20 protein-coding genes are annotated in these 20,552 nt (G+C 65.1%); 10 read left to right on the top strand and 10 right to left on the bottom strand.

Going from position 1 to position 20,552, the window contains the following annotated elements:
* The first annotated feature begins 33 nt into the window (after positions 1-33).
* The 3 genes from tpiA (at position 34) to ACQCSW_RS11375 (ending at position 1,663) form a co-directional block, all read left to right on the top strand.
* Positions 34-849: a triose-phosphate isomerase gene (tpiA, locus tag ACQCSW_RS11385; RefSeq protein ID WP_426985970.1), complete on the top strand. Its 816-nt coding sequence runs from the start codon at positions 34-36 to the stop codon at positions 847-849.
* A gap of 50 nt (positions 850-899) precedes the next feature.
* The gene (secG, locus tag ACQCSW_RS11380) at positions 900-1,157 is read left to right on the top strand and encodes a preprotein translocase subunit SecG (protein WP_307075424.1); all 258 of its coding nucleotides are present in this window, start codon (positions 900-902) and stop codon (positions 1,155-1,157) included.
* Between the two features lie 110 nt (positions 1,158-1,267).
* Positions 1,268-1,663 (top strand): RNA polymerase-binding protein RbpA, encoded by a 396-nt coding sequence (locus ACQCSW_RS11375; protein ID WP_426985968.1) that lies wholly within the window; start codon positions 1,268-1,270, stop codon positions 1,661-1,663.
* Here the strand turns inward: ACQCSW_RS11375 and pgl are convergent.
* From pgl to tkt, 6 genes are read right to left on the bottom strand one after another with little or no spacing between them, the layout of a single operon-like run.
* Positions 1,616-2,434 carry a 6-phosphogluconolactonase gene (pgl, locus tag ACQCSW_RS11370; protein ID WP_426985966.1) on the bottom strand — a complete coding sequence of 273 codons (819 nt, stop codon included), beginning with the start codon at positions 2,432-2,434 and terminating at the stop codon, positions 1,616-1,618. The genes ACQCSW_RS11375 and pgl overlap by 48 nt on opposite strands.
* Positions 2,424-3,365 carry a glucose-6-phosphate dehydrogenase assembly protein OpcA gene (locus ACQCSW_RS11365; protein WP_426985964.1) on the bottom strand — a complete coding sequence of 314 codons (942 nt, stop codon included), beginning with the start codon at positions 3,363-3,365 and terminating at the stop codon, positions 2,424-2,426. Before ACQCSW_RS11365 ends, pgl begins: the two co-directional genes overlap by 11 nt.
* Complete coding sequence (zwf, locus tag ACQCSW_RS11360) at positions 3,362-4,933, bottom strand: glucose-6-phosphate dehydrogenase (RefSeq protein ID WP_426985962.1); 1,572 nt, start codon at positions 4,931-4,933, stop codon at positions 3,362-3,364. The genes ACQCSW_RS11365 and zwf overlap by 4 nt, the downstream gene beginning before the upstream one ends.
* Before the next feature lie 15 nt (positions 4,934-4,948).
* Positions 4,949-6,583, bottom strand: a complete 1,635-nt coding sequence (locus tag ACQCSW_RS11355; protein WP_426985960.1) for a glucose-6-phosphate isomerase — start codon at positions 6,581-6,583, stop codon at positions 4,949-4,951.
* Between the two features lie 6 nt (positions 6,584-6,589).
* Positions 6,590-7,705: a transaldolase gene (gene tal / locus ACQCSW_RS11350; RefSeq protein WP_426985958.1), complete on the bottom strand. Its 1,116-nt coding sequence runs from the start codon at positions 7,703-7,705 to the stop codon at positions 6,590-6,592.
* Between the two features lie 23 nt (positions 7,706-7,728).
* A complete protein-coding gene (gene tkt / locus ACQCSW_RS11345; RefSeq protein ID WP_426990673.1) occupies positions 7,729-9,846 on the bottom strand; it encodes a transketolase in 2,118 nt (705 codons plus the stop codon).
* A 512-nt stretch (positions 9,847-10,358) separates the two neighbouring features.
* Between tkt and ACQCSW_RS11340 the strand changes: the two genes are divergently transcribed.
* Positions 10,359-11,318: a heme o synthase gene (locus ACQCSW_RS11340; protein ID WP_426985956.1), complete on the top strand. Its 960-nt coding sequence runs from the start codon at positions 10,359-10,361 to the stop codon at positions 11,316-11,318.
* A 181-nt stretch (positions 11,319-11,499) separates the two neighbouring features.
* On the opposite strand, the gene ACQCSW_RS11335 is transcribed toward ACQCSW_RS11340, so the two are convergent.
* From ACQCSW_RS11335 to ACQCSW_RS11325, 3 genes are read right to left on the bottom strand one after another with little or no spacing between them, the layout of a single operon-like run.
* Positions 11,500-12,444, bottom strand: a complete 945-nt coding sequence (locus ACQCSW_RS11335) for a COX15/CtaA family protein (protein WP_426985954.1) — start codon at positions 12,442-12,444, stop codon at positions 11,500-11,502.
* 7 nt (positions 12,445-12,451) lie between these two features.
* A complete protein-coding gene (locus tag ACQCSW_RS11330; protein WP_354251681.1) occupies positions 12,452-13,222 on the bottom strand; it encodes an ABC transporter permease in 771 nt (256 codons plus the stop codon).
* Positions 13,219-14,187: an ABC transporter ATP-binding protein gene (locus tag ACQCSW_RS11325; protein WP_426985951.1), complete on the bottom strand. Its 969-nt coding sequence runs from the start codon at positions 14,185-14,187 to the stop codon at positions 13,219-13,221. The genes ACQCSW_RS11330 and ACQCSW_RS11325 overlap by 4 nt, the downstream gene beginning before the upstream one ends.
* A 115-nt stretch (positions 14,188-14,302) precedes the next feature.
* On the opposite strand from ACQCSW_RS11325, the gene ACQCSW_RS11320 reads away from it, so the two are divergent.
* The 6 genes from ACQCSW_RS11320 (at position 14,303) to ACQCSW_RS11295 (ending at position 19,517) form a co-directional block, all read left to right on the top strand.
* Complete coding sequence (locus tag ACQCSW_RS11320; protein ID WP_426985949.1) at positions 14,303-15,136, top strand: helix-turn-helix transcriptional regulator; 834 nt, start codon at positions 14,303-14,305, stop codon at positions 15,134-15,136.
* Positions 15,136-16,599: a Fe-S cluster assembly protein SufB gene (gene sufB / locus ACQCSW_RS11315; protein ID WP_354251678.1), complete on the top strand. Its 1,464-nt coding sequence runs from the start codon at positions 15,136-15,138 to the stop codon at positions 16,597-16,599. The genes ACQCSW_RS11320 and sufB overlap by 1 nt, the downstream gene beginning before the upstream one ends.
* Positions 16,600-16,601: 2 nt before the next feature.
* Complete coding sequence (gene sufD, locus ACQCSW_RS11310; protein ID WP_426985947.1) at positions 16,602-17,888, top strand: Fe-S cluster assembly protein SufD; 1,287 nt, start codon at positions 16,602-16,604, stop codon at positions 17,886-17,888.
* Between the two features lie 19 nt (positions 17,889-17,907).
* A complete protein-coding gene (locus ACQCSW_RS11305; RefSeq protein WP_056339825.1) occupies positions 17,908-18,267 on the top strand; it encodes a non-heme iron oxygenase ferredoxin subunit in 360 nt (119 codons plus the stop codon).
* 113 nt (positions 18,268-18,380) lie between these two features.
* The gene (gene sufC, locus ACQCSW_RS11300) at positions 18,381-19,172 is read left to right on the top strand and encodes a Fe-S cluster assembly ATPase SufC (RefSeq protein WP_426985945.1); all 792 of its coding nucleotides are present in this window, start codon (positions 18,381-18,383) and stop codon (positions 19,170-19,172) included.
* Positions 19,173-19,184: 12 nt separating this feature from the next.
* A complete protein-coding gene (locus tag ACQCSW_RS11295) occupies positions 19,185-19,517 on the top strand; it encodes a metal-sulfur cluster assembly factor (protein ID WP_111908059.1) in 333 nt (110 codons plus the stop codon).
* 130 nt (positions 19,518-19,647) lie between these two features.
* Here the strand turns inward: ACQCSW_RS11295 and ypfJ are convergent, their stop codons facing one another.
* Positions 19,648-20,529, bottom strand: coding sequence for a KPN_02809 family neutral zinc metallopeptidase (gene ypfJ / locus ACQCSW_RS11290; protein WP_426985942.1), 882 nt, complete (start codon positions 20,527-20,529; stop codon positions 19,648-19,650).
* Positions 20,530-20,552 lie beyond the last annotated feature (23 nt).

Here is a 20,552-nt window from a genome sequence, read left to right as displayed (position 1 = left end):
GCCGCACACATATCAAGTACTTTTGGAGAACACGTGACTACGTCAACGAACGGCGCTTTTGACCGCACGCCTCTCATTGCAGGCAACTGGAAGATGAACATGGACCATGTCCAGGGCATCACCCTCCTGCAGAAACTGGCCTGGACCCTGTCCGACGCCAAGCACGACTACAGCCGGGTTGAGGTGGCAGTCTTCCCGCCATTCACCGACCTCCGCGGCGTCCAGACCCTCGTCCAGGGCGATGAACTGGACATTGCCTACGGCGGCCAGGACCTCTCCCAGTTCGACTCGGGCGCTTACACCGGCGACACCTCCGGCCAGTTCCTGAACAAGCTGGGCTGCCGCTACGTCCTGGTGGGGCACAGCGAACGCCGCACTATCCACCAGGAATCCGACGAAGTGCTCAATGCCAAGGTCAAGGCAGCGTTCAAGCACAGCGTCACTCCGGTTCTTTGCGTAGGCGAAGGCCTCGAAATCCGCCAGGCCGGCACGCATGTCGAGCACACGCTGAAGCAGCTCCGGGCGAACGTCGCCGGACTGACGGCCGAGCAGGCGGCAGAGCTTGTGGTGGCCTACGAGCCCGTCTGGGCCATCGGCACCGGTGAAGTGGCCGGGCCGGAGGACGCCCAGGAAATGTGCGCCGCCATCCGCGCGGAACTGGCCACCCTCTTTGGCGACAATGTTGCGGCGAAGATCCGGCTGCTCTACGGCGGCTCGGTCAAGGCCAACAATGTCGCCGCGATCCTGAAGGAACGCGACGTCGACGGCGTGTTGGTCGGCGGGGCAAGCCTCGATCCCGCGGAGTTTGCTAATATTGTCAGGTTCGAGAGTCACCTGGTGACGGACTAGTCCGTCATCAGCTCCAGGCTCCCGCATTTCCAATCTTCTGAAAGGCCGTCGTGGACGTTCTTCATGTCATTCTGCAGATTCTCCTGGGCATCACCAGCCTTCTGCTGACCCTGCTTATCCTCCTCCACAAGGGACGGGGTGGCGGGCTGTCGGACATGTTCGGCGGCGGTATGAGTTCCGGCCTCAGCTCCTCCGGCGTCGCCGAGCGGAACCTGAACAGATTCACTGTGATCCTGGGCGTTACCTGGGGCATTGTGATCATCGCCCTTGGCCTGATCATGCGCTTCAGCGGCGCAGGGGACTCATAGCCCCTGAAACTGATCGTCGCCCGGCACTGCCGCGATGAGGATCTCCGAACTAAACTGTGGCTGTTGGCTTCCAACAGCCACAGTTTTTGTTTAAGCAGCCAGGAGACCCGATGGTACATAGTGCGTCAGCGTTCCGCGGCACCCGGGTGGGTGTGACAGAAGGAGCCGGTCCCAAGAACCAGTCAGAAGCTGCCTCGGGCGAAAGGGTGCCCCGCATCCGGTTTTCGTTTTGGTGCGCCAAGGGGCATGAGACCCAGCTTGTCTTCCTGCGGCTGCCGGACGAGCAGATTCCCGCCGTCTGGGACTGCCGGCGGTGCGGGGCTCCGGCATCACGGGACGGCAAGGAAGCCGACCTCCCCGACCCCCTGGACGAAGGCTTCAAAAGCCATCTTGAATACGTTAAAGAACGGCGCTCCGACCAGGACGCCGAAGCTGTCTTGGCCGGAGCGCTGGAAAAACTACGCGCCGGTGGCGTCCTTCCGGACGAGCTGCTGCGGGACACGTGACGCTGCGTTTTCATCGATAAGCCACAGGGTGCGTGATGTTCCGCGCGGGCCGGCCGCCGGAACCTGCACCGGGTTGGCGCCTGCCAGGGCCAGGCCAACCGCGCCGGCCTTGTCCTCGCCGGCCACCACCATCCAGACCTCGGCGGCAGTATTAATGGCGGGAAGCGTGAGGGAGATCCGCTGCGGCGGCGGCTTGGGGGAATTGCGGACGCCAACTACTGTCCGCTCCTTCTCCCGGATTCCGCCCTGCTCGGGGAAAAGCGAGGCCACGTGGGCGTCCGGGCCAACACCCAGCAGCACAACATCCAGCCGCGGCAGAACTCCCGGTTCGTCCGGACGGTCGTCGGACATGTCAGCAGCGTGCTCGGCCTGGGCTGCTTCCCGGAGCCTGCGCGCATAGTCCTCGGCGGCTTCCTCGGGCGTGTCGAAGTCATCCGAGGAGGCTGGCTGGTTGATCCTTGCAGGATCAACCGGAATGCTCGACAGGAGTGCATCAAAGGCCTGCCTGGTGTTCCGATCGGGATCATCCGCAGCAACAAAGCGCTCGTCACCCCACCAAAAATTCACCCTGGACCAGTCGACGGCGGGCGCCGCCGGCGAATCCGCAACAGCCTTCAGCGTTCCGATGCCTACTGTGCCGCCGGTCAGCACCACCGTGGCCTCACCGTGCTTGTCCTGCACATCCACCAGCTTGGTGATAAGGCGGGCCGCGATGGCGGCCATCAGGACGGAGGAATCAGGATGGATGCTAACTCTTGGCTCAACGCTCACTGGGTCGGACGCTCCTTAGATTGGTACGTGGCAGTCCAATAGTAATCACTTCGCCGAACACTTCGTCGGGGTCGAGGCGGCGGAGCTCTTCGGCGAGGCAGTCCTTGAGGCTGCGGCGTGGCAGCGAGATGCGTTGGGCGGGCTGTCCGGGCTGGGTGAGTTCCGCGACGGAGAGTCCGGGACGGAACAGCTGCACGTCGCCGCTGTGACGGGTGAGGCGGACACGGCGGATGCCGGTGCCCGCGGGATCCGCGACGATCGTCACGGGCGCGTCCAGGGCCAGGGTCAGCCAGGCCGCGAGCAGGATCGTGGATGGGGAGTCGGAGGCGCCTTCGACGGCCACGGCGGTGACGGGCGAGGAGTCCACCTGGTCCAGGACGGCGGCGAGCTGGATCCGCCAGTTGGTGAGCCGGGTCCAGGCGAGGTCGGTGTCCCCGGCCTTGTAGGTGGCCCGGATGTTTTCGAGCGCCGCCTGGGGGTCGGTTTCGTTGGCGGAGTCGGTGATGCGGCGGTGCGCGATCCGGCCCACGGAGGTTTCGCAGGCGTTCTCCGGCGCCCCGTGCGGCCACCAGGCCACGATCGGGGCGTCCGGCAGCAGCAGCGCCGCGACCAGGGATTCGCTTTCGTGTGCGAGCTCGCCGTAGCCGCGGAGCACAATGACCTCGGACGCGCCGGCGTCACCGCCCACCCGGATCTGCGCGTCCAGCCGGTTCGGGGCGGCCGCCCCGGCATCGGCGAGGACGATGATCCGGCAGGGGTGTTCCCGGCTGGCCTCGTTCGCGGCCTCGATCGCTTCTTCCTCGAGCCCGGACCGGGTGACAACCACCAGGGTCAGGACCCGGCCCAGCGCGATCACACCGCCCTGCTCACGCAGGGACATGATCTTTTTCGAGATCTTCGAGGTGGTGGTGTCCGGTAAATCTACAATCATGGCCTTCTCCAGGTTCGTCCGTCGCGGGCCAGCAGTTCGTCCGCCGAGGCCGGGCCCCAGCTGCCCGGAGCGTAAGGCTCCGGCTGCTCAGTCAGCCCGGCCCAGTAATCTTCAAAAGGATCCAGGATCTTCCAGGACAGCTCCACCTCCGCGTGCCGCGGGAACAGCGGCGGCTCGCCCAGGAGCACATCGAGGATGAGCCGCTCGTAGGCTTCGGGGCTGGACTCGGTAAAGGAATGCCCGTAGCCGAAGTCCATGGTCACGTCGCGGACCTCCATCTGCGTGCCCGGGACCTTGGACCCGAACCGGATCGTCGCACCCTCATCGGGCTGGACCCGGATCACCACGGCATTCTGCCCGAAGTCATCCTCACCATGGTCACGGAACAACAGGTTCGGGGCGCGCTTGAACACCACCGCGATCTCGGTCACCCGCCGGCCCAGGCGCTTGCCAGCACGCAGGTAGAACGGCACACCGGCCCAGCGGCGGGTGTGGATGTCCACCCGGATCGCCGCGAATGTCTCGGTCTTTGAATCGGCCGGGATACCTTCTTCTTCCAGGTAGCCCTGGACCTGTTCCCCGCCCTGCCAGCCGCCGGCGAACTGCCCGCGCGCCGAGTGGGTGGACAGATCCTCCGGGAGCTTGACTGCGGCGAGGACCTTTTCCTTCTCCGCGCGCAGGTCATCGGCGTTGAAGGAAATGGGCTCCTCCATCGCGGTCAGGGCCAGCAGCTGCAGCAGGTGGTTCTGGATCACGTCGCGGGCCGCGCCCACGCCGTCGTAGTACCCGGCCCGGCCGCCCGTGCCGATGTCCTCGGCCATGGTGATCTGGACGTGGTCCACATAATTCGCGTTCCACAACGGCTCGAACAACTGGTTCGCGAAACGCAACGCCAGGATGTTCTGCACCGTTTCCTTGCCCAGGTAGTGGTCGATCCGGAACACCGCATCCGGCGGGAACACCGACTCCACGATGTCGTTCAGCTGCCGGGCGGACTCCAGGTCATGCCCGAACGGCTTCTCGATCACCACCCGCCGCCACTTGTCCCCGTCAGCCTGCGCGAGGCCGTGCTTGGACAGCTGCCGGCAGACCTGCTCGAACGCCTTCGGCGGGATCGAGAGGTAGAACGCGTGATTACCCCGCGTTCCGCGCTGCTCATCGAGCTCAGCGATCGTGTCACCCAACCGCTCAAAGGCGTCATCGTCGTCGAACTCGCCCTGGACAAAGCGGATACCCTCAGCGAGCTGGTTCCACACCGCCTCATCAAACGGCGTCCGTGAGTACGCCTTCACCGACGCCTTCACCTCCGCGGCGAACTCCTCATCCGTCCACGGACGGCGACCGAAACCCACCAACGCGAAACTCGGCGGCAACAGGCCCCGGTTCGCGAGGTCATACACGGCCGGCATGAGCTTCTTGCGGGCAAGGTCACCGGTCACTCCAAAGAGCACCAACGAGGACGGACCGGCAATCCGGTTCAGGCGGCGGTCACGCGGATCCCGGAGCGGATTACGCCCTGACCGTCCTGAACGCGTCGCGGAATTCCTGCCGTTTTCAGTTTCTGGCATGTTTGCTGTTGAGCCTTAGTTTTCGGTGACGGAAGCTGACCGGGCTGCAAGTGCTGCAATGATCTCCTGCAGCTGTGCAACGCCGGCGGCGCGGTCGGTCAGGTGCAGTCGCAGGACGGGGCGGCCATGGCCGGCGAGGACCTGGGCATCGCCCGCGGCCTGGGCGGAGATCAGTTCCCCGAACGTGAATGGACGGTCCGGGATGGCCAGGTCTTCCGCAGGAGCGGCCGTGACCTGGAGAAAGACTCCAATGGCGGGTCCGCCCTTGTGGAACTGTCCGGTGGAGTGCAGGAACCGCGGCCCCCAGCCGAACGTGACGGGGCGGCCGCTGACGCCGGCAAGCGGGTCGCGGATGCCTTCCAGCTCTGCGAAGGCCAGCCGATCAAGGTAGGCCTGGACACTGAGGTAGCTGTCGTCGTCGAGCGTTCCCAGGAGGGCACCGACGGCTTCCTCCGCAGTGGCCGCACCACGGAGCCAGTCCCCGCCGCGGACCTCGATGGCGCCGTCCACGAAGGCGGCAGGGGTCGGTTCGGGCTGGGCGTCCAGCAGGCCGCGGGCGGCAACCTTGGCTGCCTCCACGTCCGGCTGATCATAGGGGTTGATGCCCAGCAGGCGTCCGGCCACGGCGGTGGCAAACTCCCACACCATCATCTGGGTGGCGAGGCCGCCTGCGATGGCTACCTCGTTGTCACCGAGTTCGACGTCGGCATCCGCGGCTACCAGCCGCACTACCAGGACGTCCGCGGCGCCGGAGGTGGCCTCCGGCGACGAGGGTCCGGCCACAACCGGCAGGACGCCAGTGCCGAGCTTCCCGGTGGATTCGGCGATGAGCTGTTCGGCCCAGTCGGCGAACCCCACAATGCCGGAGCCGTCCTCGGCGATGACAATCTTGTTGCGCAGCGGGTTGGTGCCGCCCAGGGCCGTTCCGAGGGCCAGCCCGATGTTCTCGGCGGCGTCCTCGTTCAGGATCTCGGCGGCTTCCTCGGCCTCGTCCAGGAATGCCTGGATGTCCACACCGGCCAGGCCCGACGGGACCAGACCGAAGGCGGTGAGGGCTGAGTAGCGGCCGCCCACGTTCGGATCCGCGTTGAAGACGGCGCGGTAGCCAGCCTCACGCGATGCCTTATCCAGCGGGGAACCGGGATCGGTGACAATGACGATCCGGCTCTTAGCATCGATGCCGGCCTCGGTGAAGGCGTGCTCGAAGATCCGGCGCTGGGAGTCTGTCTCCAGGGTTGAACCGGACTTGGACGAAACCACAATCGCGGTTTCGGCCAGCCGGTCTGCGAGGGCAGCACGGACCTGGTCGGGGTCGGTGCTGTCCAGCACTGTCAGCTCGACGCCAGCGGTGCCGGCGATGACCTCGGGAGCCAGTGAAGATCCGCCCATGCCGCAAAGCACGAAGCGGGTCACGCCGTCAGCCTTGAGGGCATCACGGAGTTCGAGGATGCCGGCCACGAGGGCCTGTGAGACGGTGGCCGCCTCAACCCAACCGAGGCGGACAGCGGACTCGGACTCGGCGTCGGGACCCCACAGGGTGTGGTCCTTGGCGAAGATCCGCGTGGCAATGCGGTCCGCCACGAGGGCGGGCAGGTGCTGCTCGAGCGCCTGCTGCGCGGCACCGGTGGCGTCGTAGCTGAGAGTGCTCATAGTGGGTTAGGAAGCCTTCCGTGCAGCGGAAAGGGCACCTTCGACGTCGCCCAGAAGTTCCTTCCAGCTGGCCACGAACTTGTCCAGGCCCTCTGATTCGAGGAGTGCGACAACCTCGTTGTAGGAGATGCCCAGCGCGTCCAGTGCGTCCAGCGTCGCGTTGGCCTCCGCGTAAGTGCCGGAGACGGTGTCACCGGTGACGACGCCGTGGTCGAACGTGGCATCCAGGGTCTTCTCCGGCATGGTGTTCACTACGCCGGAGGCTGCCAGTTCGGTGACGTACAGGGTGTCGGGGTATGCCGGGTCCTTGACCCCTGTGGAAGCCCAGAGCGGACGCTGGGGGAGCGCGCCGGCTTCAGCCAGCAGTGCCCAGCGCTCGGTGGCGAAGAGCTCCTCGTAGACCTGGTATGCCAGGCGTGCGTTGGCCACGCCGGCCTTGCCCTTGAGTGCTTTGGCCTCGTCGGTACCGATGGCGTCGAGGCGCTTGTCGATTTCGGAGTCCACGCGGGACACGAAGAACGAAGCGACCGAGTGGATCTTGGACAGGTCGTGGCCGTTATCCTTGGCCTGCTCCAGGCCGGACTGGAAAGCGTTGATGACGGCGCGGTAGCGCTCGAGCGAGAAGATCAGGGTCACGTTGACGCTGATGCCCTCGGCCAGCGTCGCGGTGATCGCTTCGAGGCCTTCAAGGGTTGCCGGGATCTTGATGTGGACGTTGTCCTTGTTGACCTTCTTGTACAGGTGCTTGGCTTCGGCAATGGTGCCGGCCGTGTCCCAGGCGAGGCGCGGGTCAACTTCGATGGACACCCGGCCGTCAACACCGTTGGTGGCTGCTGCCACCGGTGCGAAGAGGTCGCAGGCGTCGGCGACGTCGGTGGTGGTGATTTCGAAGATGGTCTCCACGACGCTGGCGCCGGCTGCGGCCTGGGCCGCGATGATGGCGTCATAGTCCGTGCCCGCCGTGATGGCGGCATGGAAGATGGACGGGTTGGTGGTCACGCCAACAACGTTCTTCTCGTCGATCAGCTTCTGCAGCGTGCCGGTTTCAAGGCGGCTGCGGGAAAGGTCATCGAGCCAGATGGAAACTCCGGCGTCGGAGAGCTGCTTGGTGGGGGTAGTCATGGTGATATCTCCTAAAATCTGGTTCAGGCCTGGAGGCCAGCGAGGGAGTCCTTGGCAGCGGCGGCGACAGCCTCCGCGGTGATGCCGAACTCCTGGAAAAGGCGCTTGTAGTCGGCGGAAGCGCCGTAGTGCTCGAGCGAGATGGAACGTCCGGCGTCGCCGACGAATTCCCTCCAGCCCAGGGCCAGCCCGGCCTCGACGGAGACGCGGGCCTTGACGGCAGCGGGGAGCACGGACTCGCGGTAGGCAGCGTCCTGCTTGTTGAACCACTCGACGCACGGCATGGAGACAACGCGGGCAGCGATGCCTTCAGCCTGGAGGGCTTCGCGGGCCTGGACGGCCAGCTGGACCTCGGAGCCGGTGCCGATCAGGATCACGTCGGCCGGCACGGTAGCGCCGTCCTTGGAAGCTTCAGCCAGGACGTAGCCGCCCTTGGCGACGCCGGCAACGGAACCGAACGTGTCGCCGTCGGCTTCGCTTTCACCACGGGCGTAGGTGGGGATGTTCTGGCGGGTCAGCACAATGCCGGCCGGGTTTTCGTGGTTCTCCAGCATGGTCTTCCATGCCACCGCGACCTCATTGGCATCGCCGGGGCGGACCACGTCCAGGCCCACGATGGCGCGCAGGGAAGCGAGCTGTTCCACCGGCTGGTGGGTGGGGCCGTCTTCGCCCAGACCGATGGAGTCGTGCGTCCAGACATACAGGGACGGAACACCCATCAGGGCGCCGAGCCTGATGGCGGGCCGCTGGTAGTCGCTGAAGATCAGGAAGGTGCCGGAGAATGCGCGGGTCCGCCCGTGCAGGGCGATGCCGTTTACGATCGATGCCGCGGCGTGCTCACGGATACCGAAGTGCAGGACCCGGCCGTAGGGGTTGCCGGACCAGGTATCGGTCTGCTTGGAAGCAGGCACGAACGACGGCGAGCCTTCGATGGTGGTGTTGTTGGACTCGGCGAGGTCGGCGGAGCCGCCCCAGAGTTCCGGCATGACCGGTCCGAGTGCGTTCAGCACCTTGCCGGAAGCCGCGCGGGTGGAGACGTCCTTGCCGGCCGGGAAGACCGGAAGCGCGGCCTCCAGGCCGTCGGGCAGTTCGCGGGCCTCGATGCGCTGCAGGAGTGCGGCGCCTTCGGGGTTGGCGGCCTGCCATGCGTTGAAGGACTCTTCCCACTCCTTCTTGGCAGCGGCACCGCGGTCCACGACCGAGCGGGCGTGGGCCAGGACTTCCTGGTCAACGTCGAAGGACTTGGCGGGATCGAAGCCCAGGACCTCCTTGAGGGCTGCGACTTCCTCTTTACCCAGTGCGGAACCGTGGATCTTGCCCGTGTTCTGCTTCTTGGGCGCCGGGTAGCCGATGATGGTGCGCAGCGAGATGATGGAGGGCTTGGACGTCTCGGCCTTGGCCGCGAGCAGTGCAGAGTAAAGCTCCTGCACGTCCTCTTTGTATTCGCCGGTCTTGGTCCAGTCGACGCGCTGGGTGTGCCAGCCGTAAGCCTCGTAGCGCTTGAGGACATCCTCGGTGAAGGAGATGTCGGTGTCATCTTCGATGGAGATGTGGTTCTCATCGTAGACAACTACGAGGTTGCCCAGTTCCTGGTGGCCGGCCAGCGAGGAAGCCTCGGAGGTGACGCCCTCCTGGAGGTCGCCGTCGGAGGCGATGACCCAGATGGTGTGGTCGAAGGGGCTGGTGCCGGCGGCAGCATCGGCGTCGAACAGGCCGCGTTGGCGGCGCTGGGAGTAAGCGAACCCGACCGACGAGGCCAGGCCCTGGCCCAGCGGCCCGGTGGTGATTTCCACACCGGCAGTGTGCTTGTACTCCGGGTGGCCCGGCGTCAGGGAATCCCAGGTGCGGAGCGCCTCGAGGTCCTTCAGTTCCAGGCCGTAGCCGGACAGGAACAGCTGGATGTAAAGGGTCAGTGACGTGTGGCCGGGAGACAGGATGAAACGGTCGCGTCCCAGCCAGTCCGGGTTGCGGGGGTCGTGGCGCATGAGCTTCTGGAAGAGAAGGTATGCGGCGGGCGCCAAGCTCATGGCGGTGCCGGGGTGGCCGTTACCGACCTTCTCCACGGCATCCGCGGCCAGAACGCGGATGGTGTCCACCGCGCGCTGGTCCAAGCTGGTCCATGACAGTTCTTGCTCTTCCAAATGTGGCACGAAAACCGGGCCCCTCTCTGTGCTGATGGTGGGCGGTACACGGGATCCGTTCCGGGGCACGCTGTGGCGCCCGCTGCGGTGTGTACCAGCCGTTCACCATCGAAACGTTGATCTATGCATTCAGCAGGGCTGTGGGAACGCGTTTTCCAACGCTTTTCTGCCGCGTGCTGATCTGGTGACAGCTTAGCTCCATTCCACTCTTCGGTCAGCGCAAATCTCACCTTTTGGACGCAATTTCCCCTTATGTGAATCGCCATTTCGTGAGGGTGAGTTAATCTGCTCGAATCACCCTGCGCGCAATCATCAGGGCCTAATCATGGGGCATCTGTTACAAATGCGCACGGTATGATATTTGGAGGCCGACGCCGGTAGCCGAGCCCTTTAAGGGCGGCGGCATACCCCGGGCGTTGCCGGGACCTTCTTCTGATGACCATTGGCAGGCTGCCCGGCGAACGGCCGCAAGACTCAGCTGCACCGCCAGACAGAACTGCCAACCAGAACGGGTGACTGCCACCGTGAGCACAACAGATACGCCGCTTAATGCTTCCCGCACCGGAGGGGGAGCCGGGTTCGCCCGTAAGGCCAAGGCGTATTTCGCCCTCACCAAGCCGCGTGTCATCGAGTTGCTGTTGGTCAGCACCCTGCCCACCATGATCTACGCCGAGCGCGGGTTCCCGCCGATCGGGCTGATCCTGGCCACGCTGGTGGGCGGCGCCTTTGCTGCCGGCAGTGCCGGTGCCTTCAACTGCTACCTTGACCGCGACATCGACAAACTGATGCACCGGACCGAGAACCGTCCGCTCGTCACCGGCGAGGTGACGCCTCGCGAGGCGCTGGTTTTCTCCTGGCTGCTCGGGGCGGCCGCCATCGTTATTCTCTGGTTCGGCGCCAACCCGCTGGCCGCGTGGCTCGGCTTGGCCGCGATTTTCTTCTATGTGGTTATCTACACCATTATCCTCAAGCGCCGCACCGCACAGAACATTGTGTGGGGTGGAGCCGCGGGCTGTTTCCCGGTGCTGATTGCCTGGGCTGCCGTGACCAACACTGTCGAGTGGCCGGCCGTCATCCTGTTTATGGTCATCTTCCTGTGGACGCCGCCGCACTACTGGCCGCTTTCCATGCGTTACGGCGAGGACTACCGCAACGCCAACGTGCCCATGCTGGGCGCCATTGCCGGCGCCAAGGTGGTTTCCGTCCAGGTAGTCCTCTACGCCTGGGCCATGGTGGCCTGCTCGCTGCTGATGGTCCCGGCCGGTGGTGCGGGCTGGGTCTACACGGCCACCGCAGTGCTGGCGGGGGCCTGGTTCCTGTACGAGTCGCACTCCCTGTACAACCGGGCGCAGCGCGAGGACATCTCGGACAAGCGCGCCATGAAAGTCTTCCACGGCTCCATCAGCTACCTGACGCTGCTGTTCATCGCACTGGCCGTGGATCCGTTCGTCGGATCAGCGATCATCGGTTAGCAGCACCCCCACCCAACGCTCTCGCAGTTCCTGCAGGTTTTCCAAGGACCCTCTCTTGCTCAGGTGAGAGTGGGTCCTTCATTTGTATGCCGGAAGTGAGAGAAGTCCTTAAATGCGGAGTGCCACGGTTCGCCTTGAACCGTGGCACTGCGTCGTTGGGTAAGGCCGGTGGCGGTGGAAGCTATGTGACCGGGCTCGAGCGGGCGAGGTCGGCGGTGTTTGTTGCCGCGATCATCAGCAACGCCGCGCCGAGCATGTGGGCGCCCACCAGCAACGCGGGGATGCCGTTGTAGTACTGGGTGAAGCCGATGACGGCCTGCAGCACGGTCACAGCTAGGAGCAGCAGGACGGACGTGCGGAACGGGCCCTGGATTCGGCGGACAATTACCAGCACGAGTGCGAACAGTGTTCCGGCCGTGATCACGTACGCCGGAACGGCATGGATGTGGGAGAACAGGTCCCAGTCGAGGCCGTTGCGGGGAGCATCGGCGTCACCGGCGTGGGGACCGGAGCCGGTCACCACTACACCGAGCATCACGGCGAGTGCGGAGAAAAGCCCGACGGCGGCAGCCGCCGGACGCAGGACGCCCGGCAACGCGGGGAGCTGGATGCTGGCATGGCGGCCCGTCCTGCCGTAGGCCCGGTTGACGAGCAGTGTGGCGATTACCACGAGGGCCATGGAAACGAGGAAGTGCAGGCCCACCACCCACGGATTGAGGTTGGTCAGCACGGTGATGCCACCGATCACCGCCTGTGCCGGAATGCTGGCCAGCAGGCCCAGCGCCAACAGGAAGAGGTCCCGGCGCTCCTTGCGAAGGTTCCACAAGTACACGAGCATGGCCAGCGCAACCGCTGCCAGAGCAAACGTCAGGAGCCGGTTGCCGAACTCAATGAAGCCGTGGATCCCCATTTCGGGAGTGTTCACCAGGGAGGTGTTCGTGCAGCGCGGCCAGGTGGGGCAGCCCAGGCCCGACGCGGTCAGCCGCACGGCGCCGCCGGTCACCACCAGCAGCGTCTGGCCAACCAGGGACGCCACCGCGAGGCGGCGGACGCTGGCGTCCACGGTACGGGGCAGCCTCGCGATGAGGCGGCCGGCGATTTGGGGGAGGCGTGAAGCCGTGCTCACGGATATCTCAATTCCACTTGAACCAACGGATGGCTGCTGCTCCGGCAAGAACTGTCCAAAGCAGCAGGATAAGCGCGGCGCCGCCGTTCAGCGAGCCGTGCAGGAAAGCTTCGCGCATGGCCTCGCCGAGTGCGCCGGAGGGCAGGTAGTGGACCGCTCCCTGCGCAAGTGCGGGCAGCCGTTCCGCGGGAATAACTATCCCTCCCAGGGCGCCCAGCAGGATCCACAGCAGGTTGGTGATAGCGAGGGTTGCCTCGGGCCGCACGGTGCCGGCCACCAGGAGCCCCAGCGCGGTGAACGCAACGGCGCCCAGGGCTAGCAGCGACAGCCCGGGGAGCCAGCCGGAGGCAGGCGGCTGCCAGCCCAAAGGAAGCGCCACCAGTGTCACCACTGCGACCTGGAGGCAGAGCACCGCCAGGACTGCCAGCACCTTACCCGCGATGAGGCCTTCGCGGCCCAGGGGTGTGGTGGACAGGAACCGGAGAACCCCGTACCGCCGATCGAAGCCGGTGGCGATGCCCTGCCCGGTAAAGGCCGTGGACATCGCGCACAAAGCCAGGATGCCGGGGACCGCCACATTGATGCGGCTGGCTCCGAAGCCGTCCAGGAAGGGAGTGACAGTGAGCCCCACCAGCGCAAGCAGCGGCAGGACGACTGCGAGGATCAGCTGCTCGCCGTTCCTGAGCATGGTCAGTGATTCGTACCGGCCCTGCAGCAGGATGCGGCGCAGCAGCGTGGCAGGTGCTCCCTGGGTGGCAGTGGCTGCAGGAGCCGTCATCGGATGTCCTTTCCCGAGATGTCCAGGAAGACATCTTCCAGGCTTCGTGCCGCCAGGCTCATGGAACCGGGCATAACGTCGTGGGCTGCCCACCATGCGGTCAACGACGCGAGATCGCGGGGTGTCAGTGCACCCGAAGCCACGTAACTTCCGGCCCGTGTTTCAGAGATGGCGATGGCATCGGGCAGCACGCCGGTGAAATCCAGCCCGGGGGGCGCCTCGAACACCAGCGTGCGGACATGGTCCGTGCCGGCCTCCACCGCCGGGTCCCGCTGCAGCAGCTGGGGAACTGTTCCCTCGGCGACGTTCCTGCCGGCGTCGATGATGTACACGTAGTCCGCCAACCGCTGGGCGTCGTCCATCAGGTGCGTTGTCAGGATAATGCCCATCCCGGCTGCCCGCAGTTCCGAGATCAGCTCGAAGACCAGCTGCCGGGACTGGGGATCCAGGCCGGCGCTGGGCTCGTCCAGGAAAAGGACTTCCGGATTGCCGATCAGGGCCGCTGCGAGTGCCAGGCGTTGCTTCTGCCCACCGGAGAGTCTGCGGACGGTGGTCCTGGCGAAAGTATGAATACCGAGCCGTTCCACCAGTGCGTCAACGGAGCGCGGCCTCGCGTACATTCCGGCGATGTGCCGCAGGAGCGGGATGGGACGGGCCGACGGCGGGAGGCCGCCGTCCTGAAGCATCACGCCTACGCGGGACCGCAGGTCAGCGCCTGAACGGCCCGGGTCCTGGCCGAGCAGCGAGATGCTGCCGCCGCTGCGCTTCTGCAGGCCCTGGGCGCATTCGAGGGTGGTGGTCTTTCCGGCTCCATTGGCGCCCAGGAGGGCCGTGACCTGGCCGCGTTCGGCCATAAGGGATACGCCGTTGACCACCCGCAGCATTTTTCCGTCCAGGCTGGCCAGCGGACCAACATCCTTGATTAACCCGCTGATGGACAGGACCGGGGATTCGGGGGATCGCACCCCAGCATTCTACGCGATGTAGTACTGGCGGGGCCGCAGGGGACTCCGGCCGCAGGTCAGCCTGACCTTACTAGAACGTTGGACTAAATTAGGACATGATTGTGTTGTGTATTCCATGACCAATGCTACTGCTGTGCCGTTTGCCGGGCACGGAGCGCCGCGTACTGTCGCTGACCGCGGCCACGTGGCCGCTGTGCCGGTAGCGGACTCGGACGAGCGTACCCGGGACCGGGTCCTTGGTGCCGTGCTGGAGCATGGCCCCATCAGTGCGGCCGAACTCGGCGACATGCTCGGTTTCACACCAGCCGCTGTCCGGAGGCATCTTGATCATCTGGCCCGCAGCGGGGTTATTGAAGTCAAGCGCGTGGCCAAGGCCGGTGCCGGCGCGGGGCGTCCCGCCCGTCGCTACGTCCTGAGCTCGCAAGGCCAGTCCACTCTTGGCAACGACTACCTCGACATCGCCACCCTCGCGCTCAAGCAGATCCAGGCAGTGGCGGGAGACGACGCCGTCCGCGCGTTCGCCGTCGAACGTTTTGCCGACATGGAGCGCCGGTACGCACCGGAGGTCGAACAGGCCGGACCGGACATCACCGCCAGGGCGCAGGCGCTCTCTGCGGCGCTGAGCCGGGATGGCTTCGTGGCGTCGGCCGCCTCGATCGAGGCCAAGGCCCCGCTGCCGGCAGCACTGTCCAGCGTCCAGCTGTGCCAGGGGCACTGCCCCATCCAGCAGCTCGCAGCCCAGTTCCCTGTCTTCTGCGACGTGGAGACCGAAGTGTTCTCCCGGCTGGTAGGCGTTGACGTACGCCGCCTGTCCACGCTGGCGCGCGGTGGACACGTCTGCACCACCCACATACCCACAGGCCGGCTGGCCGCCCGGGGACCCCAGGTCCCGCAGGCAGCCCCCGCCAGCCTGGATGAAGTAACCAACCATCAGCAAGAAAGGCCGTGATGACGGACCAACTATCAGAGAAAGCGGTAGCCGAAGACACTGTGATCTCGGAGATTCTGGAAAAGAATCCCGAGCTCCACGGCATCGGCACGTACGAGTACGGCTGGTCCGACAAGAACGACGTCGGCGCCAACGCCCGCCGTGGGATCAATGACGAGGTCGTCCGTGACATTTCGGCCAAGAAGAACGAGCCGGAATGGATGCTCGACCTTCGGCTCAAGGGCCTGAAGTACTTCGACCGCAAGCCCATGCCCACGTGGGGTGCGGACCTCTCCGGCATCGACTTCGACAACATCAAGTACTTCGTGCGGTCCACCGAGAAGCAGGCCGCAACCTGGGAAGACCTCCCCGAGGACATCCGGAACACCTACGAGAAGCTGGGCATCCCGGAAGCTGAGCGCAGCCGCCTCGTCTCCGGTGTCGCAGCCCAGTACGAGTCCGAGGTTGTGTACCACCAGATCCGTGAGGACCTGGAACAGCAGGGCGTCATCTTCCTGGACACCGACACCGCGCTGCGCGAACACCCGGAGATCTTCCAGGAGTACTTCGGCACCATCATTCCCGTGGGCGACAACAAGTTCGCGTCGCTGAACACGGCCGTCTGGTCCGGCGGTTCCTTTGTGTACGTCCCCAAAGGCGTCCACGTGGACATCCCGCTGCAGGCATACTTCCGCATCAACACGGAAAACATGGGCCAGTTCGAGCGCACCCTGATCATCGCCGACGAGGACTCCTACGTCCACTACATCGAAGGCTGCACCGCGCCGATCTACACTTCGGACTCGCTGCACTCCGCCGTGGTGGAAATCATCGTCAAGAAGGGCGCCCGCGTCCGCTACACCACCATCCAGAACTGGTCCACCAACGTGTACAACCTGGTGACCAAGCGTGCCATCTGCGAAGAAGGCGCCACCATGGAATGGGTTGACGGCAACATCGGCTCCAAGGTCACCATGAAGTACCCGGCCGTCTACCTGGTAGGCGAGCACGCCAAGGGCGAGACTCTGTCCATCGCCTTCGCCGGCGCCGGCCAGCACCAGGACACCGGCTCGAAGATGGTGCACATCGCGCCGAACACGAAGAGTTCCATCATTTCCAAGTCCGTGGCCCGCGGCGGCGGGCGTGCTGCCTACCGCGGCCTGGTCCAGGTCCGTGAAGGTGCGAAGCACTCGGCGAACACCGTCCGTTGCGACGCGCTGCTGGTGGATACCATCAGCCGTTCGGACACCTACCCGTACATCGACATCCGTGAGGATGACGTGGTGATGGGCCATGAAGCAACTGTTTCCCGGGTCAGCGAAGAGCAGCTCTTCTATCTGATGTCCCGCGGCATGCGCGAAGACGAGGCCATGGCGATGATCGTCCGTGGCTTCATCGAGCCCATCGCCCGCGAACTTCCGATGGAGTACGCACTTGAGCTGAACCGCCTGATTGAACTGCAGATGGAAGGGTCCGTCGGATAACGATGACTGAAATCACTACTGAAAAGGCCCGCATCGGCGCGCCCTCGGCCCAGCCGTTTATTAACGGTTTCACGGAAGAAGGCGAAAGCCTGTCTCCGATCAATTCGGCCACTTCCAAGGCCCCATTGGCCGGCGAAGCGGTCAAGCGCCACTCGCACGGCGGCGGCGTCGGCATTCCGGACAGCTCACGCGCCGGCCGGCTGACCTCGTACAACCTGGCGGACTTCAAGCCGCTCACCGGGCTTGAGGAAGACTGGCGCTTCACCCCGCTCAAGCGCCTGCGCGGCCTGCACAGCGAAGTCCTGTCGGGAGCGGCTCCCACCGTGACCGTCAGCGGCCCGGAGCAGGTCACGGTTGAGACCGTGGCACGCGGCGATATGCGCATCGGTTCCGCCGGCATCCCGGAGGACCGCGTGTCCGCCAACGCTTGGGAGAACTTCACCGAAGCCACCGTCGTCACCATCCCGGCCGAGTTTGAAGCCGACACCGAGATCACCGTCGTGATCGAAGGCACCTCCACGGAGGCAGCTGCCCAGCACCTGGTGATCGTCGCGGAGAAGTTCTCCAAGGCCATTGTGGTCCTGGGCCACCAAGGTTCGGCTGTTGTGTCCGAAAACATCGAAATCGTTGTTGAAGACGGCGCCAACCTCACGGTTGTTTCGCTCCAGGAATGGAACGACGACGCCGTCCACGCCTCCTCCCAGCAGGCAAAGATCGGCCGGGACGCCAAGCTCAAGCACGTGGTGGTCAGCCTCGGCGGGGACCTGGTCCGCGTCACGCCGTCGGCCCGTTTCACCGCCCCGGGCGGCGAAGTGGAAATGTTCGGCCTGTACTTCGCCGACGCCGGCCAGCACCTTGAGCAGCGGCTCTTCGTTGACCACGCGGTGGCCAACTGCAAGTCCAACGTGCTGTACAAGGGCGCGCTGCAGGGCCGAAACGCCCACGCCGTTTGGGTAGGCGACGTCCTGATCCGCAAGGAAGCCGAAGGCACCGACAGCTACGAGGCCAACCGCAACCTGCTGCTCACGGACGGCGCCCGCGCCGACTCCGTGCCGAACCTCGAGATCGAAACCGGCCTGATCAAGGGAGCCGGCCACGCTAGCGCCACCGGACGGCTGGACGACGAGCACCTGTTCTACCTCATGGCCCGCGGCATCCCCGAGGATGTTGCCCGCCGCCTGGTGGTCCGCGGCTTCCTGCACGAGATCATCCAGCAGATCAAGGTACCGGCCCTCGACGAGCGCCTGACCGAGGCTGTTGAGCGCGAACTCGCCGTGACGAACAACTAGACGGCGCGTGAATACTCAGATGACTGACCAGCCAAAGGGCGAATTTGTCTGCAAGACGGATGAAATCCAGCTCAAGCAGGCGCTGCGGATCCTGATCGATGACTACCCCGTAGCCATCGTGAAGGACTCCATGGGAGATATCCACGCCATCGGGGACACCTGCTCGCACGCGGACATCTCACTGTCCGAGGGCGAAGTGGAAGGGTGCATGATCGAATGCTGGGGCCACGGCTCCCAGTTCGACCTGCGCAGCGGCGAGCCGCTCCAGCTGCCCGCCTACGATCCCGTCCCGGTGTTCGCCGTCGAGATCGTCGGCGACGAGGTCTATGTGGACTTCACCAACGTGCTCAACGGAGCGGAAGCCCCGAACTTCAGCTAGCAGCATCAGCCGGACAGATCAGCCGCCAGCGGCAATACCAAGCAACAGAACCAAACTTCCAGATACAGACCGCACCACCGCCGGAGGGCGCGGTGCAGAGGAGAACAAGACCTATGTCTACTCTTGAGATCAAGGACCTGCACGTCAGCATTGACACGGAGCAGGGCACCAAGGAGATCCTGAAGGGCGTCAGCCTGACCATCAAGACCGGTCAGACCCACGCCATCATGGGCCCCAACGGTTCGGGCAAGTCCACCCTGGCATCCACCATTGCCGGGCACCCGCGCTACAAGGTCACCAGCGGAACCATCACGCTCGACGGCGAAGATGTCCTGGCGATGAGCGTCGACGCGCGCGCCCGGGCCGGCCTCTTCCTGGCCATGCAGTACCCCGTGGAGGTCCCCGGCGTGAGCATGACCAACTTCCTGCGCACCGCCAAGACTGCCATCGACGGCGAAGCACCCAAGCTGCGTACGTGGACCAAGGAAGTCAAAGCCGCCATGGCCCAGCTGCGCATCGACGCCGACTTCGCCGAGCGCAACGTCAACGAAGGCTTCTCCGGCGGCGAGAAGAAGCGTGTCGAGATCCTCCAGCTGGAACTCTTCAAGCCGAAGTTCGCCATCCTTGACGAGACCGACTCGGGCCTGGACGTTGACGCCCTCAAGGTTGTCTCCGAAGGCGTCAACCGTGCACACGAAGCGGGCAACATGGGCACGCTGCTGATCACGCACTACACCCGCATCCTGCGCTACATCAAGCCTGACTTCGTCCACGTATTCGTTGACGGACAGGTTGTCGAAGAGGGCGGCCCGGAGCTCGCTGACCGCCTCGAAGAAGAAGGCTACGACCGCTACGCCACGGGCTCCGGCGCAGCCACCATCGCCGCCGCCGCCGCACAGGCCTAGTTAGGACTTGCCATGACCGAAATCAATACGGCCCGCACGGGCCTCGAGGATGTCGAAGAGGCACTCAAGGACGTCATCGACCCGGAGCTCGGCGTGAACATCGTGGACCTCGGGCTGCTGTACGGCCTGAAGTACTCCGACGACGACGGCGCGCTGCTGATCGACATGACGCTCACCACGGCCGCCTGCCCGCTCACCGATGTCATCGAGGAGCAGGTAGGCAAGTCCCTTGACGGTGTCGTCGACGACTGGCGCCTGAACTGGGTGTGGATGCCGCCATGGGGTCCGGAGCGGATCACCGACGACGGCAAGGACCAGATGCGTGCCCTCGGCTTCAACATCTGATTTAGCCTTACCGCATAAGTACGACGACGGCCGGTTACCTCCCCAGCGGAGGTAGCTGGCCGTCGTCGTTCCCCACCGGCCCCCTAACCTCGCATGCTCGGCCAGGGAACCCTGCCGGCGTGGGCCCAGCTCAGAGGTTGGGTGCGGAGAACGTGTCGCACTGGTTGATGTCGCCGGTGGTGTAGCCCTGGGAGAACCACTTTTGGCGCTGTTCGCTGGAGCCGTGCGTCCAGGCCTCGGGCGAGACCCGGCCGGTGGCGGCTTCCTGGATTCGGTCATCGCCCACGGCTGAAGCTGCGGACAGGGCGTCGTTCAGGTCCTGCTGGGTGATCGGTTCAAGGAACGGCTGGCCGTTGGGTCCGGGCTGGGTTGAGGCGTGCTTCACCCAGAGGCCGGCATAGCAGTCGGCCTGGAGCTCCACTCTGACGGCACCGGACTCCGGCCCCTGCGGATCCTGCTGCGCACGGTCGAGGTATCCCAGCACGTTCTGGATATGATGGCCGAATTCGTGGGCCACCACATACTCCTGTGCCAAGGGACCTCCCGAGGATCCGAAGCGGTCCACGAGATCCTGGAAGAAACCGGGATCGAAGTAGGCAGTTGTGTCGGTGGGGCAGTAGAACGGTCCCACCGCGCTGGAAGCCGTCCCGCAACCAGTGCTGACGGCTCCATCGAAGATCACCGTTTCCGGCTGGGGGTACTGGACGTTGTAGTCCTGGAGATATACCGGCCAGAACGCGTTCAGGCTGTTGACCGTGCCGGTGATCCGGCAGTCCAGCCGTGCGTCAGCGTCGGCCCCCGTGGCGCAGGCCGGTGACGTGCCCTGGCTCTGTTCAGCCGTGCCCGCCCCTCCGGACAGGCCTTCGAGGAAGGCGGGGTTGACGCCAAGGAGGACTGCAATGAGCACGATGATCCCGCCCCCGATGCCGCCGCCGACTTTGGCGCCACGGCCCATACCGCGCCTATCCTGGACCTGGGAAGGGTCCAGCTGGACGTTGTCATTGAAGCTCATGAAGTCACAATAGCCCTCACCGG

Source organism: Pseudarthrobacter sp. Y6 (assembly GCF_050156205.1).
Lineage (GTDB): Bacteria > Actinomycetota > Actinomycetes > Actinomycetales > Micrococcaceae > Arthrobacter.
Note: the sequence above shows the minus strand (reverse complement) of the source record. Positions and strands in the feature narration are given on the sequence as shown.